The organism is Nocardia yunnanensis, from assembly GCF_003626895.1.
GTDB lineage: Bacteria > Actinomycetota > Actinomycetes > Mycobacteriales > Mycobacteriaceae > Nocardia > Nocardia yunnanensis.
Genome location: NZ_CP032568.1, coordinates 60028 through 79272, shown reverse-complemented (window position 1 = coordinate 79272; position 19245 = coordinate 60028). Strand labels below are relative to the sequence as shown.

Annotated in this window: 17 protein-coding genes; 11 read left to right on the top strand and 6 right to left on the bottom strand. The window is 67.1% G+C overall.

Annotation, left to right across the window (positions count from 1 at the left end):
- Positions 1-15 precede the first annotated feature (15 nt).
- Entirely contained in the window at positions 16-417 is a 402-nt protein-coding gene (locus tag D7D52_RS00335; RefSeq protein ID WP_120734530.1) for a nuclear transport factor 2 family protein, read from the top strand.
- Here the strand turns inward: D7D52_RS00335 and D7D52_RS00330 are convergent.
- A complete protein-coding gene (locus tag D7D52_RS00330) occupies positions 414-1043 on the bottom strand; it encodes a TetR/AcrR family transcriptional regulator (protein ID WP_187703088.1) in 630 nt (209 codons plus the stop codon). The genes D7D52_RS00335 and D7D52_RS00330 overlap by 4 nt on opposite strands.
- Positions 1044-1161: 118 nt before the next feature.
- On the opposite strand from D7D52_RS00330, the gene D7D52_RS00325 reads away from it, so the two are divergent.
- From D7D52_RS00325 to D7D52_RS00300, 6 genes are all read left to right on the top strand, one after another.
- Positions 1162-2544: a flavin-containing monooxygenase gene (locus tag D7D52_RS00325; protein ID WP_120734529.1), complete on the top strand. Its 1383-nt coding sequence runs from the start codon at positions 1162-1164 to the stop codon at positions 2542-2544.
- Between the two features lie 8 nt (positions 2545-2552).
- A complete protein-coding gene (locus D7D52_RS00320) occupies positions 2553-3719 on the top strand; it encodes a serine hydrolase domain-containing protein (RefSeq protein WP_120734528.1) in 1167 nt (388 codons plus the stop codon).
- A gap of 136 nt (positions 3720-3855) precedes the next feature.
- Positions 3856-5517 carry a steroid-24-oyl-CoA synthetase gene (gene casG / locus D7D52_RS00315; RefSeq protein WP_120734527.1) on the top strand — a complete coding sequence of 554 codons (1662 nt, stop codon included), beginning with the start codon at positions 3856-3858 and terminating at the stop codon, positions 5515-5517.
- A gap of 6 nt (positions 5518-5523) precedes the next feature.
- Positions 5524-7269, top strand: a complete 1746-nt coding sequence (locus D7D52_RS00310; RefSeq protein ID WP_120734526.1) for an N-acyl-D-amino-acid deacylase family protein — start codon at positions 5524-5526, stop codon at positions 7267-7269.
- Positions 7270-7282: 13 nt separating this feature from the next.
- The gene (locus D7D52_RS00305) at positions 7283-8062 is read left to right on the top strand and encodes an SDR family NAD(P)-dependent oxidoreductase (protein WP_120734525.1); all 780 of its coding nucleotides are present in this window, start codon (positions 7283-7285) and stop codon (positions 8060-8062) included.
- 122 nt (positions 8063-8184) lie between these two features.
- Complete coding sequence (locus D7D52_RS00300) at positions 8185-10272, top strand: CocE/NonD family hydrolase (RefSeq protein ID WP_246023564.1); 2088 nt, start codon at positions 8185-8187, stop codon at positions 10270-10272.
- On the opposite strand, the gene D7D52_RS00295 is transcribed toward D7D52_RS00300, so the two are convergent.
- Positions 10267-11121, bottom strand: coding sequence for an aldo/keto reductase (locus tag D7D52_RS00295; RefSeq protein ID WP_120734524.1), 855 nt, complete (start codon positions 11119-11121; stop codon positions 10267-10269). The genes D7D52_RS00300 and D7D52_RS00295 overlap by 6 nt on opposite strands.
- Between D7D52_RS00295 and D7D52_RS39775 the strand changes: the two genes are divergently transcribed.
- Positions 11120-11254: a hypothetical protein gene (locus D7D52_RS39775; protein ID WP_281279160.1), complete on the top strand. Its 135-nt coding sequence runs from the start codon at positions 11120-11122 to the stop codon at positions 11252-11254. The two genes, D7D52_RS00295 and D7D52_RS39775, sit on opposite strands and share 2 nt — an antisense overlap.
- Before the next feature lie 12 nt (positions 11255-11266).
- Here D7D52_RS39775 and D7D52_RS00290 read toward each other — a convergent pair whose 3' ends face one another.
- Together D7D52_RS00290 and D7D52_RS37475 are read right to left on the bottom strand one after the other, a co-directional pair.
- Complete coding sequence (locus D7D52_RS00290) at positions 11267-12466, bottom strand: alpha/beta hydrolase family protein (protein ID WP_162958100.1); 1200 nt, start codon at positions 12464-12466, stop codon at positions 11267-11269.
- Positions 12467-13173: 707 nt separating this feature from the next.
- A complete protein-coding gene (locus tag D7D52_RS37475) occupies positions 13174-13314 on the bottom strand; it encodes a hypothetical protein (RefSeq protein ID WP_162958099.1) in 141 nt (46 codons plus the stop codon).
- Positions 13315-13844: 530 nt separating this feature from the next.
- Here D7D52_RS37475 and D7D52_RS00280 point away from each other — a divergent pair.
- The 3 genes from D7D52_RS00280 to D7D52_RS00270 all read left to right on the top strand — a co-directional run bounded on the left by D7D52_RS00280 (position 13845) and on the right by D7D52_RS00270 (position 17658).
- Positions 13845-15062, top strand: a complete 1218-nt coding sequence (locus D7D52_RS00280; protein WP_120734521.1) for a helix-turn-helix domain-containing protein — start codon at positions 13845-13847, stop codon at positions 15060-15062.
- A 157-nt stretch (positions 15063-15219) separates the two neighbouring features.
- Entirely contained in the window at positions 15220-16317 is a 1098-nt protein-coding gene (locus tag D7D52_RS00275) for a ferredoxin reductase (protein WP_120734520.1), read from the top strand.
- Positions 16318-16332: 15 nt separating this feature from the next.
- The gene (locus D7D52_RS00270) at positions 16333-17658 is read left to right on the top strand and encodes a fatty acid desaturase family protein (protein WP_120734519.1); all 1326 of its coding nucleotides are present in this window, start codon (positions 16333-16335) and stop codon (positions 17656-17658) included.
- A 167-nt stretch (positions 17659-17825) separates the two neighbouring features.
- Here the strand turns inward: D7D52_RS00270 and D7D52_RS00265 are convergent, their stop codons facing one another.
- Together D7D52_RS00265 and D7D52_RS00260 are read right to left on the bottom strand one after the other, a co-directional pair.
- Entirely contained in the window at positions 17826-18401 is a 576-nt protein-coding gene (locus tag D7D52_RS00265; RefSeq protein ID WP_120734518.1) for a histidine phosphatase family protein, read from the bottom strand.
- Positions 18398-19243, bottom strand: a complete 846-nt coding sequence (locus tag D7D52_RS00260) for a CbtA family protein (protein ID WP_120734517.1) — start codon at positions 19241-19243, stop codon at positions 18398-18400. The genes D7D52_RS00265 and D7D52_RS00260 overlap by 4 nt, the downstream gene beginning before the upstream one ends.
- Positions 19244-19245: the final 2 nt, after the last annotated feature.

Sequence of the window (19245 nt, the reverse complement as noted above, 5' to 3'; positions counted from 1 at the left end):
GGCGAGGATGGCCGGATGGTGTCCGAACATCCCGCCCGTCGTGCCGGTCTCGCCTCGCAGGCGGCGGTGCGCGCCAAACGCAAGGCCGAATGGCTGGGGCTGTTCGCCGCGGATGCGCGGGTGGAGGATCCGGTCGGCGTCTCCCTGTACGACCCGGTGGGGGAGGGGCATTCGGGTCGCGAGGCCATTGCGGCGTTCTGGGACAAGGCGATCGAGCCCAGCCGCATCGAATTCGAGTGGGCGGATTCGTTCGCCTGCGGCAGTGAGGCCGCGTTCACCGGCAGCATTCGCAGCACCCGCCCGGACGTGGCGGTCGAGGTCGATCTGGTGGCCGTCTACCGGGTGAACGCGGGCGGGAAAATCGTTGCGCTGCGGGCCTTCTGGGAACTGGACCGCGCCCGCGTCACGCCGCTCTAGCGCTCCGGCGTCTGCAGGGCCGGGAACCAGATGTCGGTGAGGACGGTGGCGGCCTCGTCGGCGGAGACGTCGATGGTGCCCTGCATGGCCCAGCGGGTGAAGAACCGTTCCAGTTGGGCGACCAGCAGTTCGATGCGCAGCCGGGCCTCGTCCTGGCGGTCGGCGGGCCAGCGGGACAGGTAGGAGCTCATGACATTGGGCAGCGCCATGATGCCTTCCCGGGCCACCTCCCGGAATTCGGGTTCGAGCGCGGTGGCCTCGTCCCAGGCGGGCAGCAGATCCTTGTACTCCTGGAACCAGTCGATGGCCCGGCGCATCCAGGCCGCGAACTCGGTGCGCGAACCGGAGTCGAGCACATGGTCGAGGTCCTCGTAGAAGTGCTGGACGCTGGGCAGCGTGCCCTGTTCGGCGATGGCGCGCAACACATCCGGTTTGCCGGTGAAGTGCAGGTAGAAGGTGGCGCGGCTGCAGCCGACGGCGGCGGCGATGTCGTCGACGCGGACCGTGGCGTAGCCCTGTGTGGTGAACAGCTGGGTGGCGGCTTCGATGAGCCGGGTGCGGGTGAGCCGCTTCTGTTCATCGCGCAACGAGGTGCGTCGGGTCGAGTCGGCGTCTGATCGGGTCACGCCCTGAATAATAGACGCAAGTCGACTCACTAGACGCGATGTCTAGTGAGTGTTAGCGTGTGTGGCACATCACGTCCGGCCGGGGCCCCGCGTCCCATCGCCGAACCAGGAGAGTGAATTGGCTGCGCTATCTGCCCAGAATCCCGCCCTGCCCCGGGTCGCCGTCATCGGCGCGGGCCCCTCCGGCATCACCGCCGCGAAGCGGCTCGCCGAGTACGGCATCCCCTTCGACTGCTACGAAGCCTCGGACCAGGTGGGCGGCAACTGGTACTACAAGAACCCGAACGGGATGTCGGCCTGCTATCAGAGCCTGCACATCGACACCTCGAAGTTTCGCCTGCAATTCGAGGACTTCCCCGCGCCCGAGGACTGGCCGGACTTCCCGCATCACAGCCAATTGCACCAGTATTTCAAGGATTACGTCGAACACTTCGGCTTCGGCGATCGAATCCTGCTGAACCACAAGGTCGTTTCGGCCGAACGCGACGCCGACGGACTGTGGGTCATCGGCACGGACAAGGGCACCACCGCGACCTACGACGCACTGGTGGTCTGCAACGGGCACCACTGGGATCCCCGCATGCCCGACTACCCCGGCGAATTCAACGGTGTGCTCATGCATTCGCACGCCTACAACGACCCGTTCGATCCGATCGACATGCGCGGCAAGCGCATTGTCGTGGTGGGCATGGGCAATTCGGGCCTGGACATCGCCACCGAGCTCTCGCAGCGCTTCATCGCCTCGAAGTTCTACCTGTCGGCTCGCCGCGGCGTGTGGGTGCTGCCGAAGTACGTCAACGGTCAGGTCGGCGACAAGCGCTCGATGCCCGCGTGGATGCCGCCGAAGCTGGGCCTCAAGCTCAAGCAGCGGTTCGTGGTGAAAAACCGTGGCCACATGGAGGATTACGGGCTGCCCAAACCGGATCACCTGCCGTTCGAGGCGCATCCCTCGGCCAGTGAGGAGTTCCTGCATCGGGCCGGCTGCGGCGACATCACCTTCAAGCCCGCCATCACCAAGCTCGACGGTGACAAGGTGCATTTCGCCGACGGCAGCATCGAGGCCGTCGACGTGGTGTTGTGTGCCACCGGATATCACATCAGCTTCCCGTTCTTCACCGATCCGGAACTGCTGCCCGACGCGCGCAACCGGTTCCCGCTGTTCCGCCAGATGATCAAGCCCGGCGTGGACAATCTGTTCTTCCTCGGCCTGGCGCAGCCGCTGCCGACCCTGGTGAATTTCGCCGAGCAGCAGTCGAAGCTGGTCGCGGCGTATCTGACCGGCAACTACCGCCTGCCGTCGCGGACGGAGATGACCGAGGCGATCGAACAGGCCGAGGCGGCCCGTTCGGGGCGCTACTACGATTCGCCCCGGCACACCATCCAGATCGAGTTCGAGCCGTATGTGCGCGATCTCGAGAAGGAGATGGCGCGCGGCGCCCAGCGCGCCGAGGCGTACGGGTTCGCACCGCCGGTGCGGGCACGCGCGGCGGCGAAGCAGTAGGGGGCGGCATGGATATCGCAGCGCGCGACGATGCCGTCGCCGGTTTCTGTGCCCCTGAGTTCGCTTCTCTGCGTGCGGCTTTCGTCGAGCAAGTCGTATCGGGTGCGGAGCTCGGCGCCTCGGTCTGCGTGACGGTGGACGGCGAAACCGTGGTCGACCTCTGGGGCGGTTACGCCGATCCGGAGCGGACCAGGCCGTGGGACGTCGACACCTTGGTCAACACCTTCTCCATCACCAAGACCATGGTCGCCCTGAGCGCCCTGCTGCTGGTCGACCGGGGCGAGCTGGACGTGTACCAGAAGGTGGCGCACTACTGGCCGGAGTTCGCCGCCAACGGCAAGGCCGATATCGAAGTGCGACACCTGCTTTCGCACACCTCCGGCGTCTCCGGCTGGGAGGCGCCGATCGTGCTGCCGGACATCTACGACCCCGACGCCGCCGCGGATCGCCTGGCGGCACAACCGCCCTGGTGGGAGCCCGGCACCGCGTCCGGCTATCACGCCATGAACTACGGGCACCTGATCGGCGCGGTGATCGAACGCATCACCGGCCGCCCCCTGGGACGCTTCTTCGCCGAGGAGCTGGCGGAGCCGCTGGGCGCGGATTTCCACATCGGCACGCCCGCAGCGGATCTGGGCCGCATCGCCACCCTGGTGCCGCCGGAGCTGCCGGAGTTCGATCCATCGCTGCTGCCGCAGGACAGCGTCATGTTCAAGACGCTGTTCCAGCCGCTGCTGGACTTCGCCGAATGCGGCACACCGCAGTGGCAGCAGGCCGAACTCGGCGGTATGGGCGGGCACGGCAATGCCCGCTCCATCGCCCGGCTGCAATCGCTGGTCAGCAATGGCGGCGCGCTGGATGGCCGGAAGTTCCTGTCGGACAAGACCATCGAGCTGATCTTCGAGCCGCAGTCCGACGGCGTGGACCTGGCCCTCATGCTGCCGCTGCGCTTCGGCATCGGCTACGGTCTGCCGCAGGCCCAGGCCGCCCCGCACGTGCCGGACGGCAAGGTCTGCTGGTGGGCCGGGCTGGGCGGCGCGTTCGTGGTCAACGACCTGGACCATCGCGTCACCTTCGCCTACGCCATGAACCGCATGGCGCCCGGCCTGATCGGCTCCGATCGTGCCGACGCCTACCTGAAGGCGACCTTCGACACCGTCCGGGGGCGGGCATGAGGCGCCCGGGCACGCCGTGGCCCGCCATCCCAGAAAGTGGTACGTCGGCACCAAAAGTTTGCGGTTCGCGCCCGCGCCACCGGCTCGCTGCGGCAAGCTGCGAAGGCCGGCGCATCGACACCCGAGGACTCGACTCATGACCAATGCCATTGATCTCCAAGCGCTCGCCGCGCAGGTCGCCGCACAGCTGACCGGGCCGGGCGGGCCGTTCGAGATGACGGTGGAGCAGGTGCTGGGCGCGCCGCAGACGGTGTTCGCGAACCGCCACGGCTCGCTGCTGGAACTGCTGGAAGCCTCCCGCGAACTGGGCGATCGCGAGTATCTGGTGTCCGCGCGCACCCGCTACACCTTCGCCGAGCACTACGCGGCCGCCGGCGCGCTGGCCGCCGCGCTGGCGCAGCGCTACGGCGTCGGCAAGGGCGACCGGGTCGGCATCCTGGCCGCGAACGCCCCCGAATGGGTGCTGACCTTCTGGGCCGCGCAGCGCCTGGGCGCGATCCCGGTCGGCTACAACGCCTGGTGGGTGCCGCGCGAAATCGCCTACGGCTTGGAGCATTCCACCCCGAAGGTGGTGATCGCCGACGGCAAGCGGGCCGCGCTGGCCGCCGAGACCGGCACCGACATCCCGGTGCTCACCATGGAGACCGATCTGCCCGCGCTCATCGCGGAATTCGCGGGCGGCCATCCGAGGACCGCCGTCTCCGAGGACGATCCGGCCATCATCCTCTACACCAGCGGGACCACCGGCCGGCCCAAGGGCGTGGTGCACACCCAGCGCAATATGGTCGCGGTCGCCGACTATCACCGCTTCATGGACGCGCTGTCGGCCGGTTTCCGCGGGCAGCGCTGGGACGGTTCCCCGGCCGGACGCCGGTATCTGGCCACCATGCCGCTCTTCCACATCGCGAGCCTGCACAATCTGTCGATCCCGCGGCTCACCACCGGCGACACCGTGATCTTCCCGACCTCCGGGGAATTCGACGCCGAATCACTGCTGGCGCTGGTGGCGGCCGAGCGGGTGACCAACTGGGCGGCCGTGCCGACGCTGGCGAATCGCATTCTGGCCGTGGACCTCTCGAAGTACGACCTGTCCTCGCTGACGGCGTTCTCGCTGAACTCCGCGCCGGCCTCGCCCGCATTGGTGCAGCGGCTGCGCGAGCGATTCCCGGTCGCGCTGCAGGGACTCACCACCAGCTACGGCTGCACCGAATCCGGCACCGCCGCCACGGTCGCCACCCCGCCGGAACTGGCCGCCGACAACGAGACCGTGGGCCGCGCGGTGGTCGGCGTCTCGATCGAGGTACGCGACCCCGAGGGCAAGGTGGTGCCCGACGGCGAGGAGGGCGAGATCTGCGTGCGCAGCCCGTACGTCATGCTCGGTTACTGGAACAACGAGGCCGCCACCGCGGCCGCCATCGACGAGAACCGCTGGCTGCGCACCGGTGATTTCGGCACGCTGCGCGAGGGCAAGCTCTACATCTCCGGCCGGCGGTCGGATCTGATCCTGCGCGGCGGCGAGAACGTCTACCCGCAGGAGATCGAGAACGTCCTGGACGCACATCCGGCGGTGCGCGAATCGGCGGTCATCGGTGTCCCGCACGAGGATCTGGGACAGGAGGTCGCCGCCATCGTCGTGGTGGACCGACCGGATTCGGTGACCGAGGACGACCTGCGTGCTCATGTGGCCGGGCAGCTGGCCTATTTCAAGGTGCCGGCGCGCTGGCTGGTCACCGCGGAACCTTTGCCGCGCAATGCCACCGGCAAGGTGCTGCGCCGCGATCTCTCGCTGGGGGAGTGAATACCTGTGTACGACACCATCATCAAGAACGGCCGCTGGTTCGACGGGACGGGCGCGCCGTCGGCGCTGCGGCATCTGGGCATCCGGGACGGGCGGGTGGCCACCGTCTCGGCCACGCCGCTGGACGAAACCGGTTGCGGGCAGGTCATCGACGCGACCGATCGGTGGGTCATGCCCGGCATGATCGACATCCACACCCACTACGACGTGGAGGTGCTGCTGGATCCGTCGCTGTCGGAGTCGCTGCGGCACGGGGTGACCACCCTGCTGCTGGGTTCCTGCTCGCTGTCCACGGTGCATGTCGAGGGGTCCGACGCGGGTGATCTGTTCGGGCGGGTCGAGGCGATTCCGCGCCGGCACGTGGTCGCCGCGGTCGACGAGCTGAAGACCTGGCACAGTGCGCACGGGTACGTGCGGGCGCTGGAGTCGCTGCCGCTGGGACCGAATATCGCCGCCTTCATCGGCCATTCGGATATCCGCACGGCGCAGATGGGTCTGCAGCGAGCCACCGATCCGGACGTGAAACCGACCGATGCCGAGCTGCGGGCCATGGAGCACAAGCTGCGCGAGGCGCTGGACGCGGGCTTCGTCGGCATGTCCTCGCAGCAGCTGCTGTTCGACAAGCTGGACGGGGAGGTGTGCCGGTCGCGGACGCTGCCGTCCACCTATGCCTCGGCCAAGGAACGGCGGCGGCTCAATCGCATTCTGCGCGAACGCAACCGGGCGCTGCAGGGCGGTCCGGACGTGGCGCGCCCGCAGAGCATGGTCGGCATGGCGCTGAGCAGTCTCGGGTTGTTCCGGCCGCGGCTGAAGGTCAGCCTGCTCTCGGCGGCCGACATCAAGGCCATTCCCGGGGTCGTGAAGATCTTCCCGCTGATCGGCAAGATCATCAACGGGCTGGGCGGGGACTTCCGCTGGCAGCATCTGCCGGTGCCGTTCGAGGTGTACTCCGACGGCATCGACCTGCCGGTGTTCGAGGAATTCGGTTCCGGCGCAGCGGCTTTGCACTTGTCCAACCAGCTGGAGAAGCGGCAGGAGCTGTTCGCGGATCCGGCCTACCGGCGCGCGTTCCGCAAGGACTACGACAAGAAGTGGGGCACCCGGGTCTGGCACCGCGACTTCTTCGACGCCGACATCACCGAATGCCCGGATCCGAGCGTGATCGGCAAGACCTTCGGGCAGGTGGGGCTGGAGCGCGGCGGGATCCACCCGGTGGACGCGTTCCTCGATCTGCTGGTCGAGCACGGCTCGGCGGTGCGCTGGCGCACCACCATCTCCAACCACCGGCCCGAGGTGCTCGATACGCTGGCCGCGGATCCCAGTGTGCAGCTGGGGTTCTCGGACGCGGGCGCGCATCTGCGCAATATGGCCTTCTACAACTTCGGGCTGCGGTTCCTGAAGCGGGTGCATCGGGCGCAGCAGGCCGGGACACCGTTTCTGACCGTAGAGCGGGCCATCCATCGCGTCACCGGCGAGCTGGCCGACTGGTACGGTCTCGACGCCGGGCGCCTGCGCGAAGGCGACCGCGCGGACGTGCTGATCATCGACCCCGCCCGGCTCGACGAGAGCCTGGAAACGTACGCGGAGAACCCGATTCCCGAGTTCGACAACCTCTCGCGCATGGTCAACCGCAATGACGACACCGTCACCGCGGTCCTGGTCAACGGCGAGTTCGTGTTCGGTCTCGGCGAGCGGTCCGCCACCCTCGGCAAGGAGCGGACCGGCGAATTCCTGCGCGCCGGCCGCCGGTAAGGAGCGAAAACCTGTGAGTACCCGCAGATTCGACGGTCGCGCCGCGGTCGTCACGGGTGCGGCCTCCGGCATCGGCGCGGCCATCGCGGCCGCGCTGATCGCGGAGGGCGCGAATGTGGTCGGCCTCGATATCGACGAGGCCGGATTGGGCAAACGGGCCGCCGAACTCGGTGACGCCTTCGTCCCGGCGGTCGCCGACGTCACCGACGAAGCCGCGGTGGAGGCCGGCATCGGCGTGGCCGCCGAGCGGTTCGGCAGGTTGGACGCCGCCTTCAACGCGGCGGGCGCGTCCCGCATCGGCGCGGTCACCGACCTGCTCGAGGCCGACTGGGACTTCACCATCGACCTGATTCAGAAGTCAGTGTTCCTGTGCACCAAACATGAAGCGCGCCTGATGAAATCGTCCGGCGGGGGCGCGATCGTGAACATCTCCTCCCTCGATGCCCGGGTGCCCATGCCGGGCGGCAGCCCGTATGCGACCGGCAAGGCGGGCGTGGTCATGTTCACCAAGAACGCGGCGCTGGAACTGGCGCAGCATCGCATCCGGGTGAACGCCGTGCTCCCCGGGCTCGTCGACACCCCGTTGGTCGCGCCGATCATGGGCTACGAACCGGCGAAACAGATGTTCCTGGAACGCATTCCGATGGGGGTGGCCGCCACGCCCGAGCAGATCGCCGCACCCAGCCTCTTCCTCGCCTCCGACGACGCCTCCTACATCACCGGTATCGACATGGTGGTGGACGGCGGCTGGGAGCTGAGCAACTTTCCCAATCTGGCAAAGCTCGCGGGCTGATCGCCTGGACGTCTCCTCATATCGATTGATATTTCCGGCCGTAACCCCTTTATCCTCCGTCAATTGTCTGGGACACGCGATACCGTGTGCCCGGTCATGGCTTTAGTGAGAGGTGGGATGCAGTGAGGCAGAGGCTGAGGCGGTCTTCGAAGCTCGCCGTGCAGGGGTTGGTGGTGTTCTCCGCGCTGCTCGTGGGGATACCGTTCCTGAGCCCGGTCGCGTCGTCCGAGACGGTGTTCACCGGCATCGACGGCGACGGATACGCGGCGAGCTGGACCGCGGCGGTCGACGGCCCACAGCCCTACCGCGAGGTCGCGCCGGATCTCGCGGTGCCGATCACCATGGACGACGGCACCGTGTTGAAGGCCGACATCATCCATCCCGCGCAGGGCGGCCGGATCGCCGACGGGAAGCGGCCGGTGATCCTGCAGATGCAGGGCTACGGCAAGCTGCCGATGCTGGTCGGGCAGGCGGTGCTGAGCGCGGCCGACGGGCTGGGAATCAAACAGCCGCTGGAGAATTGGGTCGGTTCGCTGAATCTGCCCGGCGTCGGGCTGGACGGGCTTTTCGACATCACCCGGCAGGCGGATGCCGGGGCCATCGAGGCCGCGGTGCAGGATTGGAAGCTGGCGAACGCCGGGTACACGCTGGTGCAGGTCGATCTGCGCGGCACCGGCACGTCCGGCGGTGACTGGCAGGTGTTCGGCGATCGCGAGAAGCAGGACATCGCCGAGGTGATCGACTGGATCACCCGGCAGCCCTGGAGCGACGGCACGGTCGGCACCATGGGCATCTCCTTCACCGCCATCAGTGCGCTCGAGGCCACCGACCGCATGCCGCCGGGGCTGAAGGCGGTATTCGCCTACGAGGGCAGCGGTGACATTTTCAACGACATCGCGGGCACGGGCGGCGGCATCGGCGCGGGGTTCCTGGTGCCGTGGCTGATCGGGGTCAACGCGCTCAAGATGATTCCCGACATCACCTCGATTCTCGTCGGAAAGTTCGATCCCGCACAGCAATTGCAGTGGCTGAAGGATCGGATCGCGGATCCGCTGACCATGCTCGACGTGGTGATCAACGGCTACACCGCCATGAACCCGGATCAATTGACCGCGCGGACAAGGCAACTCGTCGATCCGAACTCGCCGTTCCGCAAGGGGTTGAAGGCCGACGTCACGCACATTCAGGTGCCGACATTCATGGTCGGCGCGTGGTTCGACATCTTCGGCACCACGCCGACGGCCACGTTCAACGCGATCCCGCTGCCCGAGGAGCAGAAGAAGCTCGTCATGGGCGACGGCTACCACGTCGGGACGGGAGTGGCCGGGTTCGGGCATCCGGGTATGCCGCCGCGGCTGGATGTGTTGCAGCGGGCCTGGTTCGATCATTGGCTGCGCGGCATCGACAACGGCATCGAGAAATACACGCCGCTGACGGTGAAACAGCAGGGCGGTGGCTGGACCGACGCGCCGCGGTTCCCACGCGCCGAGGCGGTGTATCGGCGGATGTATCTCGACGACATTCCCTCGGGCACCAGCCCGACGTCCCGTTACGACGGTGGGCTGTCGGAGGATTCGCGGCAGGCCGGGGTCCGGGACCTGACCGTCGCGCCCGGCCTGGCCAGCCTGTGCAGCCGGGACGCCGCGCGCATTACCGCGGGCATCACCTCGATCATTCAGGCGTGCACCGGCGATTCGCGGATCTGGGAAAGTGACGGGCTGAGCTTCACCAGCGGTCCGGTGGCCGCGCCGGTCACCGTGTCCGGGCCGCTCGACGTGCATCTCGAGGTGGTCGAGGACGCGGCCGACGGCTACTGGGTGGCGACGGTCAACGACGTTGCGCCCGACGGTGATTCGCGGGAAATCGCAACCGGGCAGCTGGTCGCCTCACTGCGGCAGATCGACGAGGACAACAGCGTGAAGTCGGCCAACGGCGATTACACGCAGCCGCAGTACTTCCTGGATCTGGCCAAGCGTGAGCAGACGGTGCCCGGCGTCCCGGTGACCCTCGACATCGCACTGACTCCGATCGATGCCGTGCTGCAGCCGGGCCACCGCCTGCGTGTCGACGTCTACGCCAGCAATTTCCCCAAGGGCCTGCCGCCGATGATCGTGCTGGCCGATTCGGGTCTGAAGCCCGAACACCTGCGATTGGATCCCGACGCCCCGAGTTGGGTCAATGTGCCGTTGACCGCGTCCATCCCGTCATAGCAGTCCGGCGGTGAACTCGGCCGGGTCCGGGCCCACCCGGGTGCCCGCGTCGAGGCCGCTGATGGCGGTCATCTGCTCCGGGGTCAACTCGAAGGAGAACACGTCGAAGTTCTCCCGAATCCGGCTGGGCGTCACCGACTTCGGGATCACCACATTGCCGAGCTGCAGGTGCCAGCGAATGATCACCTGCGCCGGCGTGCGCCCGGTCTCGGCCGCGATCGCGGCGATCGTCGAATCCTTCAGTACCGCACCACGTCCGAGCGGACTCCACGCCTCGGTGGCGATCCCGCGCTCGGTGTGGAAGGCCCGCAGCGGTTCCTGAATCAGGTTGGGGCTCAACTCGATCTGGTTGAGCACCGGCGTCTCCCCGGTCTCGGTGATCAACCGCTCCAGATGCTCGGGATTGAAGTTCGACACCCCGATCGAGGCGACCCGCCCCTCGGCCTTCAACTTCTGAAACGCCCGGAACGTGTCCACATACTTGTCTGCCTGAGCCACCGGCCAGTGGATCAGATACAAATCCAGCTGCTCGAGCCCCAGCCGCTCCATGCTCGTGTCGAACGCCCGCAACGTCGAGTCGTACCCCTGCTCGGCATTCCACAGCTTGGTGGTCACGAACACCTCGTCCCGCGCCACCCCGAACTCCCGGATGGCCCGCCCCACCTCGGCCTCGTTCCCATAGATCGCGGCCGTATCGATATGCCGATACCCCGCCTCCAACGCCGCCGTCACCGCCCCGAACGTGTCCCCCTCCTCCACCAGGAACACCCCGAACCCCAACGACGGAATCGTCCGCCCATCGTTCAGCACAGTCTCCGGAACCGAACCACTCCCACTTCGAAAGGTCATGCCCTCCGACCCTACGCCCCTCCCACCCCCACCCACCGCCGTCGTCCGCGTCGGACGCGTCATCTTCGACCCGAGCCTGTACGAAGCAGTCGTCGCCACCTACGCCAACTACCCCCTCATCTGGACCATGTGACTTGGGTGGTGCTTACGGAATCGGGGCCATCTGGGGGTGCAGCGGGATGGTGGCCAGGTCTTCGGTGAGGCCGTCGAATCGGCCGAATATCGTGTCGAAGAAGGTGCGCAGGTAGCCGCGCTGCACATCGAGCGAGTCCTGCGGGGCGATGGTGCCGACCACCTTTGGCGCGAAATCGCCGGGCACGATGCCCGCCGCGGCCAAGGCCGGAACGATCAACTGGTCATCGCAGAACGAGAGATGCTGCGAGCCATCGAGCCGGAATTCCATTTTCGGCCCGCGATCGTTGGCCCAGAACTGCTGCCAGCTGGGATCCTGAGCGCGACCGTGCACGCTACTGCCGATCAAGACGAACGGACGATCCAATCCGTCCGTGAGCACCGAACCCAGCAGGGTGCCATCCAAATCCACCCCGCCGGCCACCCGCCGATCATCGTGCATCACTTGCGCGGCGGTCGCGCCCCCGAGCGAGTGCCCGAACATCGCAATTCTGGAAAGGTCGAGCACGCCGGCAAGATTCGCCGGCAGCGGATGCCCGTCGACATCCGGATCGACACCGGCACCGATATCGGTCAACCGGTCGAGAACGAACCGAGTGTCAGCGACCCGAGTCTGTATGGCCCGCCCGAGCTGCGCATTGACCTCGTCGGCGCCCGCCCCCTGCGGCAGCACGCTTTTTTCGATCCGCCCACCGGGAAATTCGGTCGCCATCGACTCATACGTATGACTCATGGTGACCACGACGAATCCATGGCTGGCCAAATCCTCCGCCTGAGCCGTGCTGGTCTCCCGCGGCATCCCCATCCCCGGAGAAAACAACACGATCGCCCGCCGCCCAGCAGCACCCGCCGCCACCGCATCCACGCGCCCGTGACTCGCCCCCAACGTCAACGCCCCCGCGGCCGGCAGTCCAGACTCGGCCAACCCATCCGCGTAGGCCCCCCACATCCGTTCGGAAACCCAGGGCCGCAACGGAACCGCCCCCGAATCAACAGCCGGGTACCAAATACTGACCATCAACTCCCGTGCCCGCGCCGGCACATACGGATCACGACGAGACGCATCAACCAAATGCAGATCAACCACCCCGACGGTTTCAGACCCCGTCGGCTCAGGCAGAGCAACAACAGCCGACTCCTGCTGCGCCGGCACCGGTTCAGCCCGCCCAACCACACCAACCGCAGCCCACGCCAAGCCCAGCAGAACCACCACCAGCCCCCGAAAAACCCTGCCCAACAACCTCATCCCTTCCCGAGTCCAAGCGATACCCGCCTCCGCCCGGCCCAGCCTAACCGCATCCCTACAGGACGGCACTGCGCCTGAAGACCAACGATTGCCCCCCAGAATCGATCCCCTACATCTCTAACGGCCGTTGTCTGCCTGCAGTGCGGCCACACAAAACTGTTCGCCCACATGCTCGAAACCTCCAAGCGGAGGCAAAAGAGACACCCCGACTGGTTCACGTGGTGATGCGCTGCTCGACAGTGCGACATCGAAACGCGGGACGCCGGCCCGTTCCGAATAACCGGGTCGAGGCAGATCCAGCGCGCCGCCAGGTCGCGGCCGCTGGGGGCATTGTTGGCCTGATCGCGCACAACGCCAGGGGAACTGGGCAAGATCGGTGAGTTGAGTGCCGTTTGTGCGGGCTGAGGCCAATATCCGGACGTGGGCATCACGGCGCGCGCGGCCGGCCTCGGATCGGCACGGCCAGTTGACCTTCCGATCCCCCGCGCTGGCCGGTTCGGCCAGCGCGCCTCGCGGCTAGAAGCGGACGTTCGTTGAGTGGCACACCAGCGAGGCTGATTCGGACAAAACCCCTCGCTCATGTGCCAGTCAATGAGGATCGGGCAGTGGGTAGCGATTGGCGCGGTATCCGGAATTCGGCATGAGTGAGCGTTCCGTGGACACGTTCACGTCGGTCATTTCTCCCAGTGAACTTGGCGGGGGATCTCTTGGATGCTTACCGGTTCGACATCGATCATGACGACGCCGAGGGCCGCCAGGGCGGCTACGTCGGCCTCCAGTTCGCGCAGCTGCGCGCGGTATTCGTCGAGGTTCATCGGCCATCCGTCCGCGCCGACTACCGACCAGGATCCATCCGAGTGCTGGAGGTAGTGGACTCGGGCCTGAGCGGGGCGCGGCGTGGATTGACTTGTGGGTCGGGGCTTTGGGCGGCTCATCGTGCGTACCGCCTGAACTTCGTGGTCCAGGCCGCGCGCCCTCGGGGAGTGATCGACCAGCGAGAGGTGTACGGGGAGGCCATCACCAAGCCGCGTGATTCCAGTCGTCCGATTGCCCGGCGGGCGGACCATTCGGTGATCTGGGCCTGTTTGCTGATCTGCGCGGCGGTCAGCATTCCGCCGGGCGCGAGTACGCCCAGAACTGCTGCCTCCGTCGTGGATCCGGTTGTCATTGGTACCCCCTTGGGTCGGGTATTCGTCTGTGGCCGATTCCCGCCCCTCGCGGGAGTCGCGCCGGATACCGCTGTCCGACCTTGACAGCCTGGTCAGGTGACTTTGTCCCGTCACGGGACAAGGGCTTGGCAACGCACGTAACCTGTGGTTTGTCAGGGCGCGGAGGGAGCGGGCAGATGGCCGGCGAAGATCTGTTCATCGGACAGCGGGTCAAAGCGATCCGGAAGCGGCGCGGCATCACGCAACAGGTGCTGGCCGACCGGACAGGGCTCTCCCGCGGCGCTGTCGCCAAGTACGAATCCGGTGAGCGACCGGTGGATTCGCGGCACACCTTACTGGCTCTGGCCAAGGCATTGGGCGTTACCTTGGGTGATCTGACGGGGCACGAGCAAGACAAGCTCGACCCGTCCACCGCCGAATTCCACACCGTCGTACCGGATTTGGAGACGGTCCTGTGGACACAGGGCAACGTCACCGATACTCGCTCGCCGCGCACCCTGGACCAGCTGGCCGCCGCCGCCGAGCGGGCCACCACGCTGCGCAACGACTGTGATTACGTGGCGCTCGGGCCGATGCTGGTCCCGATGCTGACCGATGCCTACCGGCACGTCCGCGAGGCCGACGCGGAGCACACCGAGCGGGCCTGGGACGTGCTGGGCGCCGTGGCCTACGGTGTCGCATCGGCGCTGCGGGCTCGGGGATATCACGCACTCGCCTGGACGGCTGCGGCCGAGGCCGAGCGGGCGGCGAATCATGTTGGTGCGGCAGCCCCGATCGCCGCCGCCGCGTTCAGCCGGGCACAGATCATGTTGTCGCGTCCCGGCGCGCTGCCCGCCGCCCTGTCCACCACGATGGAGACTGCGGAGCGGATCTCCGCCGAGGTGCGCACGGTCGGCGAGATCGAGACGTACGGGATGCTTCACCTTCAGGCGTCCATAGTCGCGGCCACGCTGGGCGGGGATCCGGAACCCCACCTGACCGAGGCGGCGGAGACGGCGGATCGTCTGGCCGACGCGGCGCCGAATACCTCTGTCGCACGCAACGAATCGTTCGGACCGGCGAATGTGGCGCTGTGGCGGATGTCGGCGGCGATGGAACGGCGAGAGCCGGGTAAGGTGCTCGCGCTCGCGCCGACGCTGCGGCCGGCGGATCTGCCCAACGAAGGGCGGCGCGCACAGTACTTCGTGGAAGTGGGCAAGGCGCACGCTATGCGCAAGGACTACCGCGAGTCGCTGTACGCACTACTGCGAGCCGAACACGCTGCGCCCCAGCACGTACGCACCATGTCTCCGGTGCGAGAGTTGGTCGGCCACATGATGCGCACCGCGAAGCGGGACCTCACAACGGGGGATCTGGGCAAGCTCGCGCAGCGGGTGGGCGTCGTGCCTGTCTGAGATCGGCACTTTCGCATAGACCGGGTACCTGCGGTCAGGGCGCACAGGCGGGATCGGTGAACGATCGTTCTGCCAAAAGTGCTGAGAATGTCGGGGTTCAGTGGTGACTTCTCACAGCGGAGGTTTATTCCAGTGCACGAGTGTTACGCCTAGGGACATGGCGGAACGGGGTGCTCGACCGAAGGTGTCGCGTGGGAGGCTGTTGCTTCTGCGGGCTCTCAGACATTTGTTCACACCGCTGCGGCCTGACGACTACCTCGAGATGATCAATCCGTTGTGGACTACGCGGGAGTTGCGCGGGCGGGTCGAGAAGGTGGTGCCGGAGGGGGAGCAGGCGGCGTCGGTGTTCATTCGGCCAGGGTACGAGTGGGGTGGGCATCGGCCGGGGCAATATGTTCGGCTGGGGGTGCTCATCGATGGCGTTTTTCATTGGCGCGCATACTCTTTGACCTCGGATCCGGATGCGGCCGACGGGCTGATATCGGTGACGCCGAAGGTCGTGGAGAACGGGGTCGTCTCTCCCTATCTGGTGCGGGCGATCCAGCCGGGCGAGGTGGTGCGGCTCGGTGAGGTCGAGGGTGTGTTCACCCTGCCCGAACCGACGCCCGCGAAGCTGCTGTTCCTCAGCGCAGGAAGCGGCATCACCCCGATCGCGGGCATGCTGCGCAGCCTGGATAGGCGCGGGGCGCTCGGCGATGTGGTCGTCATGCATTCCGCGCACACGGCCGAGCAGGTGATGTTCGATGCGCTGCTACGAGATCTGGATTCCCGCCATCCGGGTCTGCGGCTGGACATCCGCCTCACCGGCGAACGCGGCAGGCTCACACCCGGCGAGCTGGACACCCTGTGCCCGGATTGGCGTGAACGCGAGGCATTCTGCTCCGGCCCCGCGGAGTTGCTCGACGCCCTCACCGAGTATTGGAACGCTCACGGCGACCCGGCCAAGCTGCACATGGAACGCTTCCAGCCGATCATCGGCGGCAAGGAGCACGGCGGCCAGGGCGGGCTCGTGCACTTCCAGCGCAGCGGCGTCGACGCCGAATGCGACGGCAGCACACCGATCCTGGTCGCCGGTGAGCAAGCCGGACTGGACCTGCGCCACGGCTGCCGCATCGGCATCTGCCACACCTGCACCGGTGTCCTGCGCTCGGGCAAGCTGCGCGATCTGCGCACCGGAGAGGTCGGCGAACCCACCGGTCAAGCCGTGCGCATCTGCGTGAACACCGCCGAGGGCGACATCGAGATCGAACTCTGATCGAAAAGGACGAACATGAAGACGGCACCCAATCCCCTTGCGCACCTGAGCGATCGGCAACTGCAACAGCTCGCCGAGGAGTGCGACGCCATCCACGCCGCGGTCTACGCCGACCTGGGCGACCGCGACCGCCGCTACATCAAATCCGTGATCACCGCCCAGCGCCAGCTCGCCGTCGCGGGCCGGGCGCTGCTGCTGGGCTCCATCTCGCCGCCCGCGTGGCTGGCCGGCACCGCCTGCCTGGGCATGGCGAAGATCCTGGAGAACATGGAGATCGGCCACAACATCATGCACGGCCAATGGGATTGGATGAACGACCCCGACATCCACTCCACCGTCTGGGATTGGGACACCGCCTCCACCGCGGAGGCATGGAAACACTCCCACAACTACATTCACCACACCTTCACCAATATCCGCGGCAAGGACAAGGATCTCGGCTACGAGATCATGCGGATCGATCCGAACCAGAAGTGGAGCCCCGTCTACCTCGCCCAGCCGTTCTACAACGTGCTGCTCATGGCCTTCTTCGAATGGGGAGTGGCCGTGCACGACATGGACATCGAGGCCATCCGCGCCGGCGACAAACCGATGAGCGAGGTCTGGCGAGACCTCAAAGGCATCGCCACCAAGGCGCGAGCGCAGATCACCAAGGACTACCTCGGTTGGCCGCTGGTGAGCGCGGCGGCATTCGGCGCGGCCCAACTCGTCCTGCGCAACCGCCTGCCGCAGCCCTCGACGTCACGAATCGGCAAGGGCCTCAGGGCAATCAGCGGCGGCCGCCGCGCCGACAAGGTCGCGAACCTGCTCGACCGGCTGCTGCCCGGAATGGAACGCACCTTCCTGACCACCGTCGCCGCGACCTTCACCGCCAACATCATGCGCAACGTCTGGGCGCACGCCATCATCTTCTGCGGCCACTTCCCCGACCAGACCTACACTTTCAGCCAGGACGAGGTCGAGAACGAGACCCGCGGCGGCTGGTACGCGCGGCAACTGGTCGGCGCCGCCAACATCGAGGGCAGCCCCCTGTTCCACATCATCAGCGGCAACCTCGGCTACCAGGTCGAACACCACCTGTTCCCCGACATGCCGAGCAGCCGCTATGCCGAAATCGCCCCCCAGGTCAAAGATCTCTGCGAACGCTACCAACTCCCGTACAACACCGGCCCCCTCTCCCGCCAGTGGGGCATGGTCCACCGCACCATCGCCCGCCTAGCCCTCCCCGGCGGCGAACCCCGCCCCAAACCCGGCCCCTACCATCGGAAAACCGAGACCTTCACCCCGAACGCCAGCGAATCCAACCGCTTCCGCAGCCGAATCCCCGACCCCACACGCTGACAAACTCCAGAACGCGGATTTCCGGCATGCCGTACCGACGCAGTGATCGGCCAGCCCTCTGCGATCGCGTGCCATCTTGACGTGTCGCCCACGTGCTCGTCGCCAGATCGGCGTGGCGGCTCGCGTAGCGGCCACGTTGTAGCCCTTGGCCTTTCCCGGCGGCGGCGTCAGCGGGAGAGTTCGAGCGCTGTACTGCGCAGGGACCACGCTGGAGACCGGTGGTGCAGGGTGGTGGCGGTCAGTGGGGGGATGTCTATGCGCCAGAAGGATTCTGGCGGCGCGTGCAGGGTGTGCAGGATGGCGGCGCGGACGATCGCGGGGTGGGTGATGGCGAGGATACGGGCCCCGGTGCCGGAGAGGGTGTCGAGCCAGGTGTGGACTCGGGCGAGCAGGGCGGTGATCGACTCGCCGCCGTGGGAGTCGTAATCGGGGTCGGTGAGCCAGCCCGTCAACTGGTCGGGAGTGAGGTCGCTCATCGACTTGCCGGACCAGGTGCCATGGTCGACATCGCGGAGGGCCGGTTCCGAGGTTCCATTGTTGCGGCCCAAGGCTTTCGCGGTCTGTTCGGTGCGTAACTCGGGGCCGTGCAGGATGCGATCCGGCGCGGGGCCGGGCAGGCCGCCTGCCCCCGCGATGGACCGCTCACCGAGAGAGTTGAGCGGTTCGTCGGCGGGGAAGCGGGCGGACTGGACGGCGTCGGTGATCGCGTGAGTGATCAGCGTCAGGCGGGTGACCGCGCTCATGCCGCGACGGGGGCCGCTTCGGACGCGCGGTCGGCGCGGAGGCGGGGCGCCAGCCAGGCGAAGCCGACGCCGATCACCAGCCACAGAATCGCCTGGGCGGCGAACGAGTACAGGCGGAAGTGGTAGAGGTCGTCGGCGGGGAAGCCCGGGTAGACGATGACGCCGGACGGATCCTGTAGCGGCTGCGGGGTTTCGGTGGCGAAGTCGCCGTACTCCCGCCGATTGGCCGACAGCTGACCGAGCGAAGGCAGGACCAGCATGACGACCGCCATGACCACCGTGAACGAGGCCGCAGCCACGATCACCGCAGTCCAGTTGTCCAGCCGGGCAGCGAGTTTGCGGCCCAGCCAGACCGCCGCGACCAAAGCGACCACGCTGATCACGATCATGCCCAGGTACAGCGCCGTGCGCGGTTTGGTGGTCTCGTGATGACCGATCGCCGGCGGATTGGCCGGATACTTCAGGCTCGGAACGACATACAGCGTCAGGAACATACCGCCCGACACCAGCAGCGCCAGACTGCGGGGCGTGATCTTGCCGGAGCGCCGCAGCGCCAGGTAGTACACGACGGCGAACAAGGCGCCCATGGCCGCGCCGAACACGATCAGCGCGAAGCTGAATCCCGCATTCGCCTGCTGGCCGCGGGTGAACAGCTCGGTTCCCATGTCCATCATGGGTTTTCCGGCCGCCCGGTCCAGCGCCATCTGCGCGTCGTCCCGCCCGGTCTCGTAGTCGATGGCCCGATCGATGATGGGCTCGGCCAGAATTCGGGAGAACACGAACGCCAGCAATCCACCGAGCGCGCCCAGCAGGACGCCCCGGCCGATGATTCGTTTTTCCATGG

What these genes read in the sequence shown, in the direction of transcription:
- D7D52_RS00295 (WP_120734524.1), bottom strand. Translation starts at nt 11,121, where the DNA reads ATGACCTTTCGAAGTGGGAGTGGTTCGGTTCCGGAGACTGTGCTGAAC.
- D7D52_RS00280 (WP_120734521.1), top strand. Translation starts at nt 13,845, where the DNA reads ATGGCCGGCGAAGATCTGTTCATCGGACAGCGGGTCAAAGCGATCCGG.
- casG (WP_120734527.1), top strand. Translation starts at nt 3,856, where the DNA reads ATGACCAATGCCATTGATCTCCAAGCGCTCGCCGCGCAGGTCGCCGCA.
- D7D52_RS00270 (WP_120734519.1), top strand. Translation starts at nt 16,333, where the DNA reads ATGAAGACGGCACCCAATCCCCTTGCGCACCTGAGCGATCGGCAACTG.
- D7D52_RS00260 (WP_120734517.1), bottom strand. Translation starts at nt 19,243, where the DNA reads ATGGAAAAACGAATCATCGGCCGGGGCGTCCTGCTGGGCGCGCTCGGT.
- D7D52_RS00265 (WP_120734518.1), bottom strand. Translation starts at nt 18,401, where the DNA reads ATGAGCGCGGTCACCCGCCTGACGCTGATCACTCACGCGATCACCGAC.
- D7D52_RS00335 (WP_120734530.1), top strand. Translation starts at nt 16, where the DNA reads ATGGTGTCCGAACATCCCGCCCGTCGTGCCGGTCTCGCCTCGCAGGCG.
- D7D52_RS37475 (WP_162958099.1), bottom strand. Translation starts at nt 13,314, where the DNA reads ATGAACCTCGACGAATACCGCGCGCAGCTGCGCGAACTGGAGGCCGAC.
- D7D52_RS00275 (WP_120734520.1), top strand. Translation starts at nt 15,220, where the DNA reads ATGGCGGAACGGGGTGCTCGACCGAAGGTGTCGCGTGGGAGGCTGTTG.
- D7D52_RS39775 (WP_281279160.1), top strand. Translation starts at nt 11,120, where the DNA reads ATGCCCTCCGACCCTACGCCCCTCCCACCCCCACCCACCGCCGTCGTC.
- D7D52_RS00320 (WP_120734528.1), top strand. Translation starts at nt 2,553, where the DNA reads ATGGATATCGCAGCGCGCGACGATGCCGTCGCCGGTTTCTGTGCCCCT.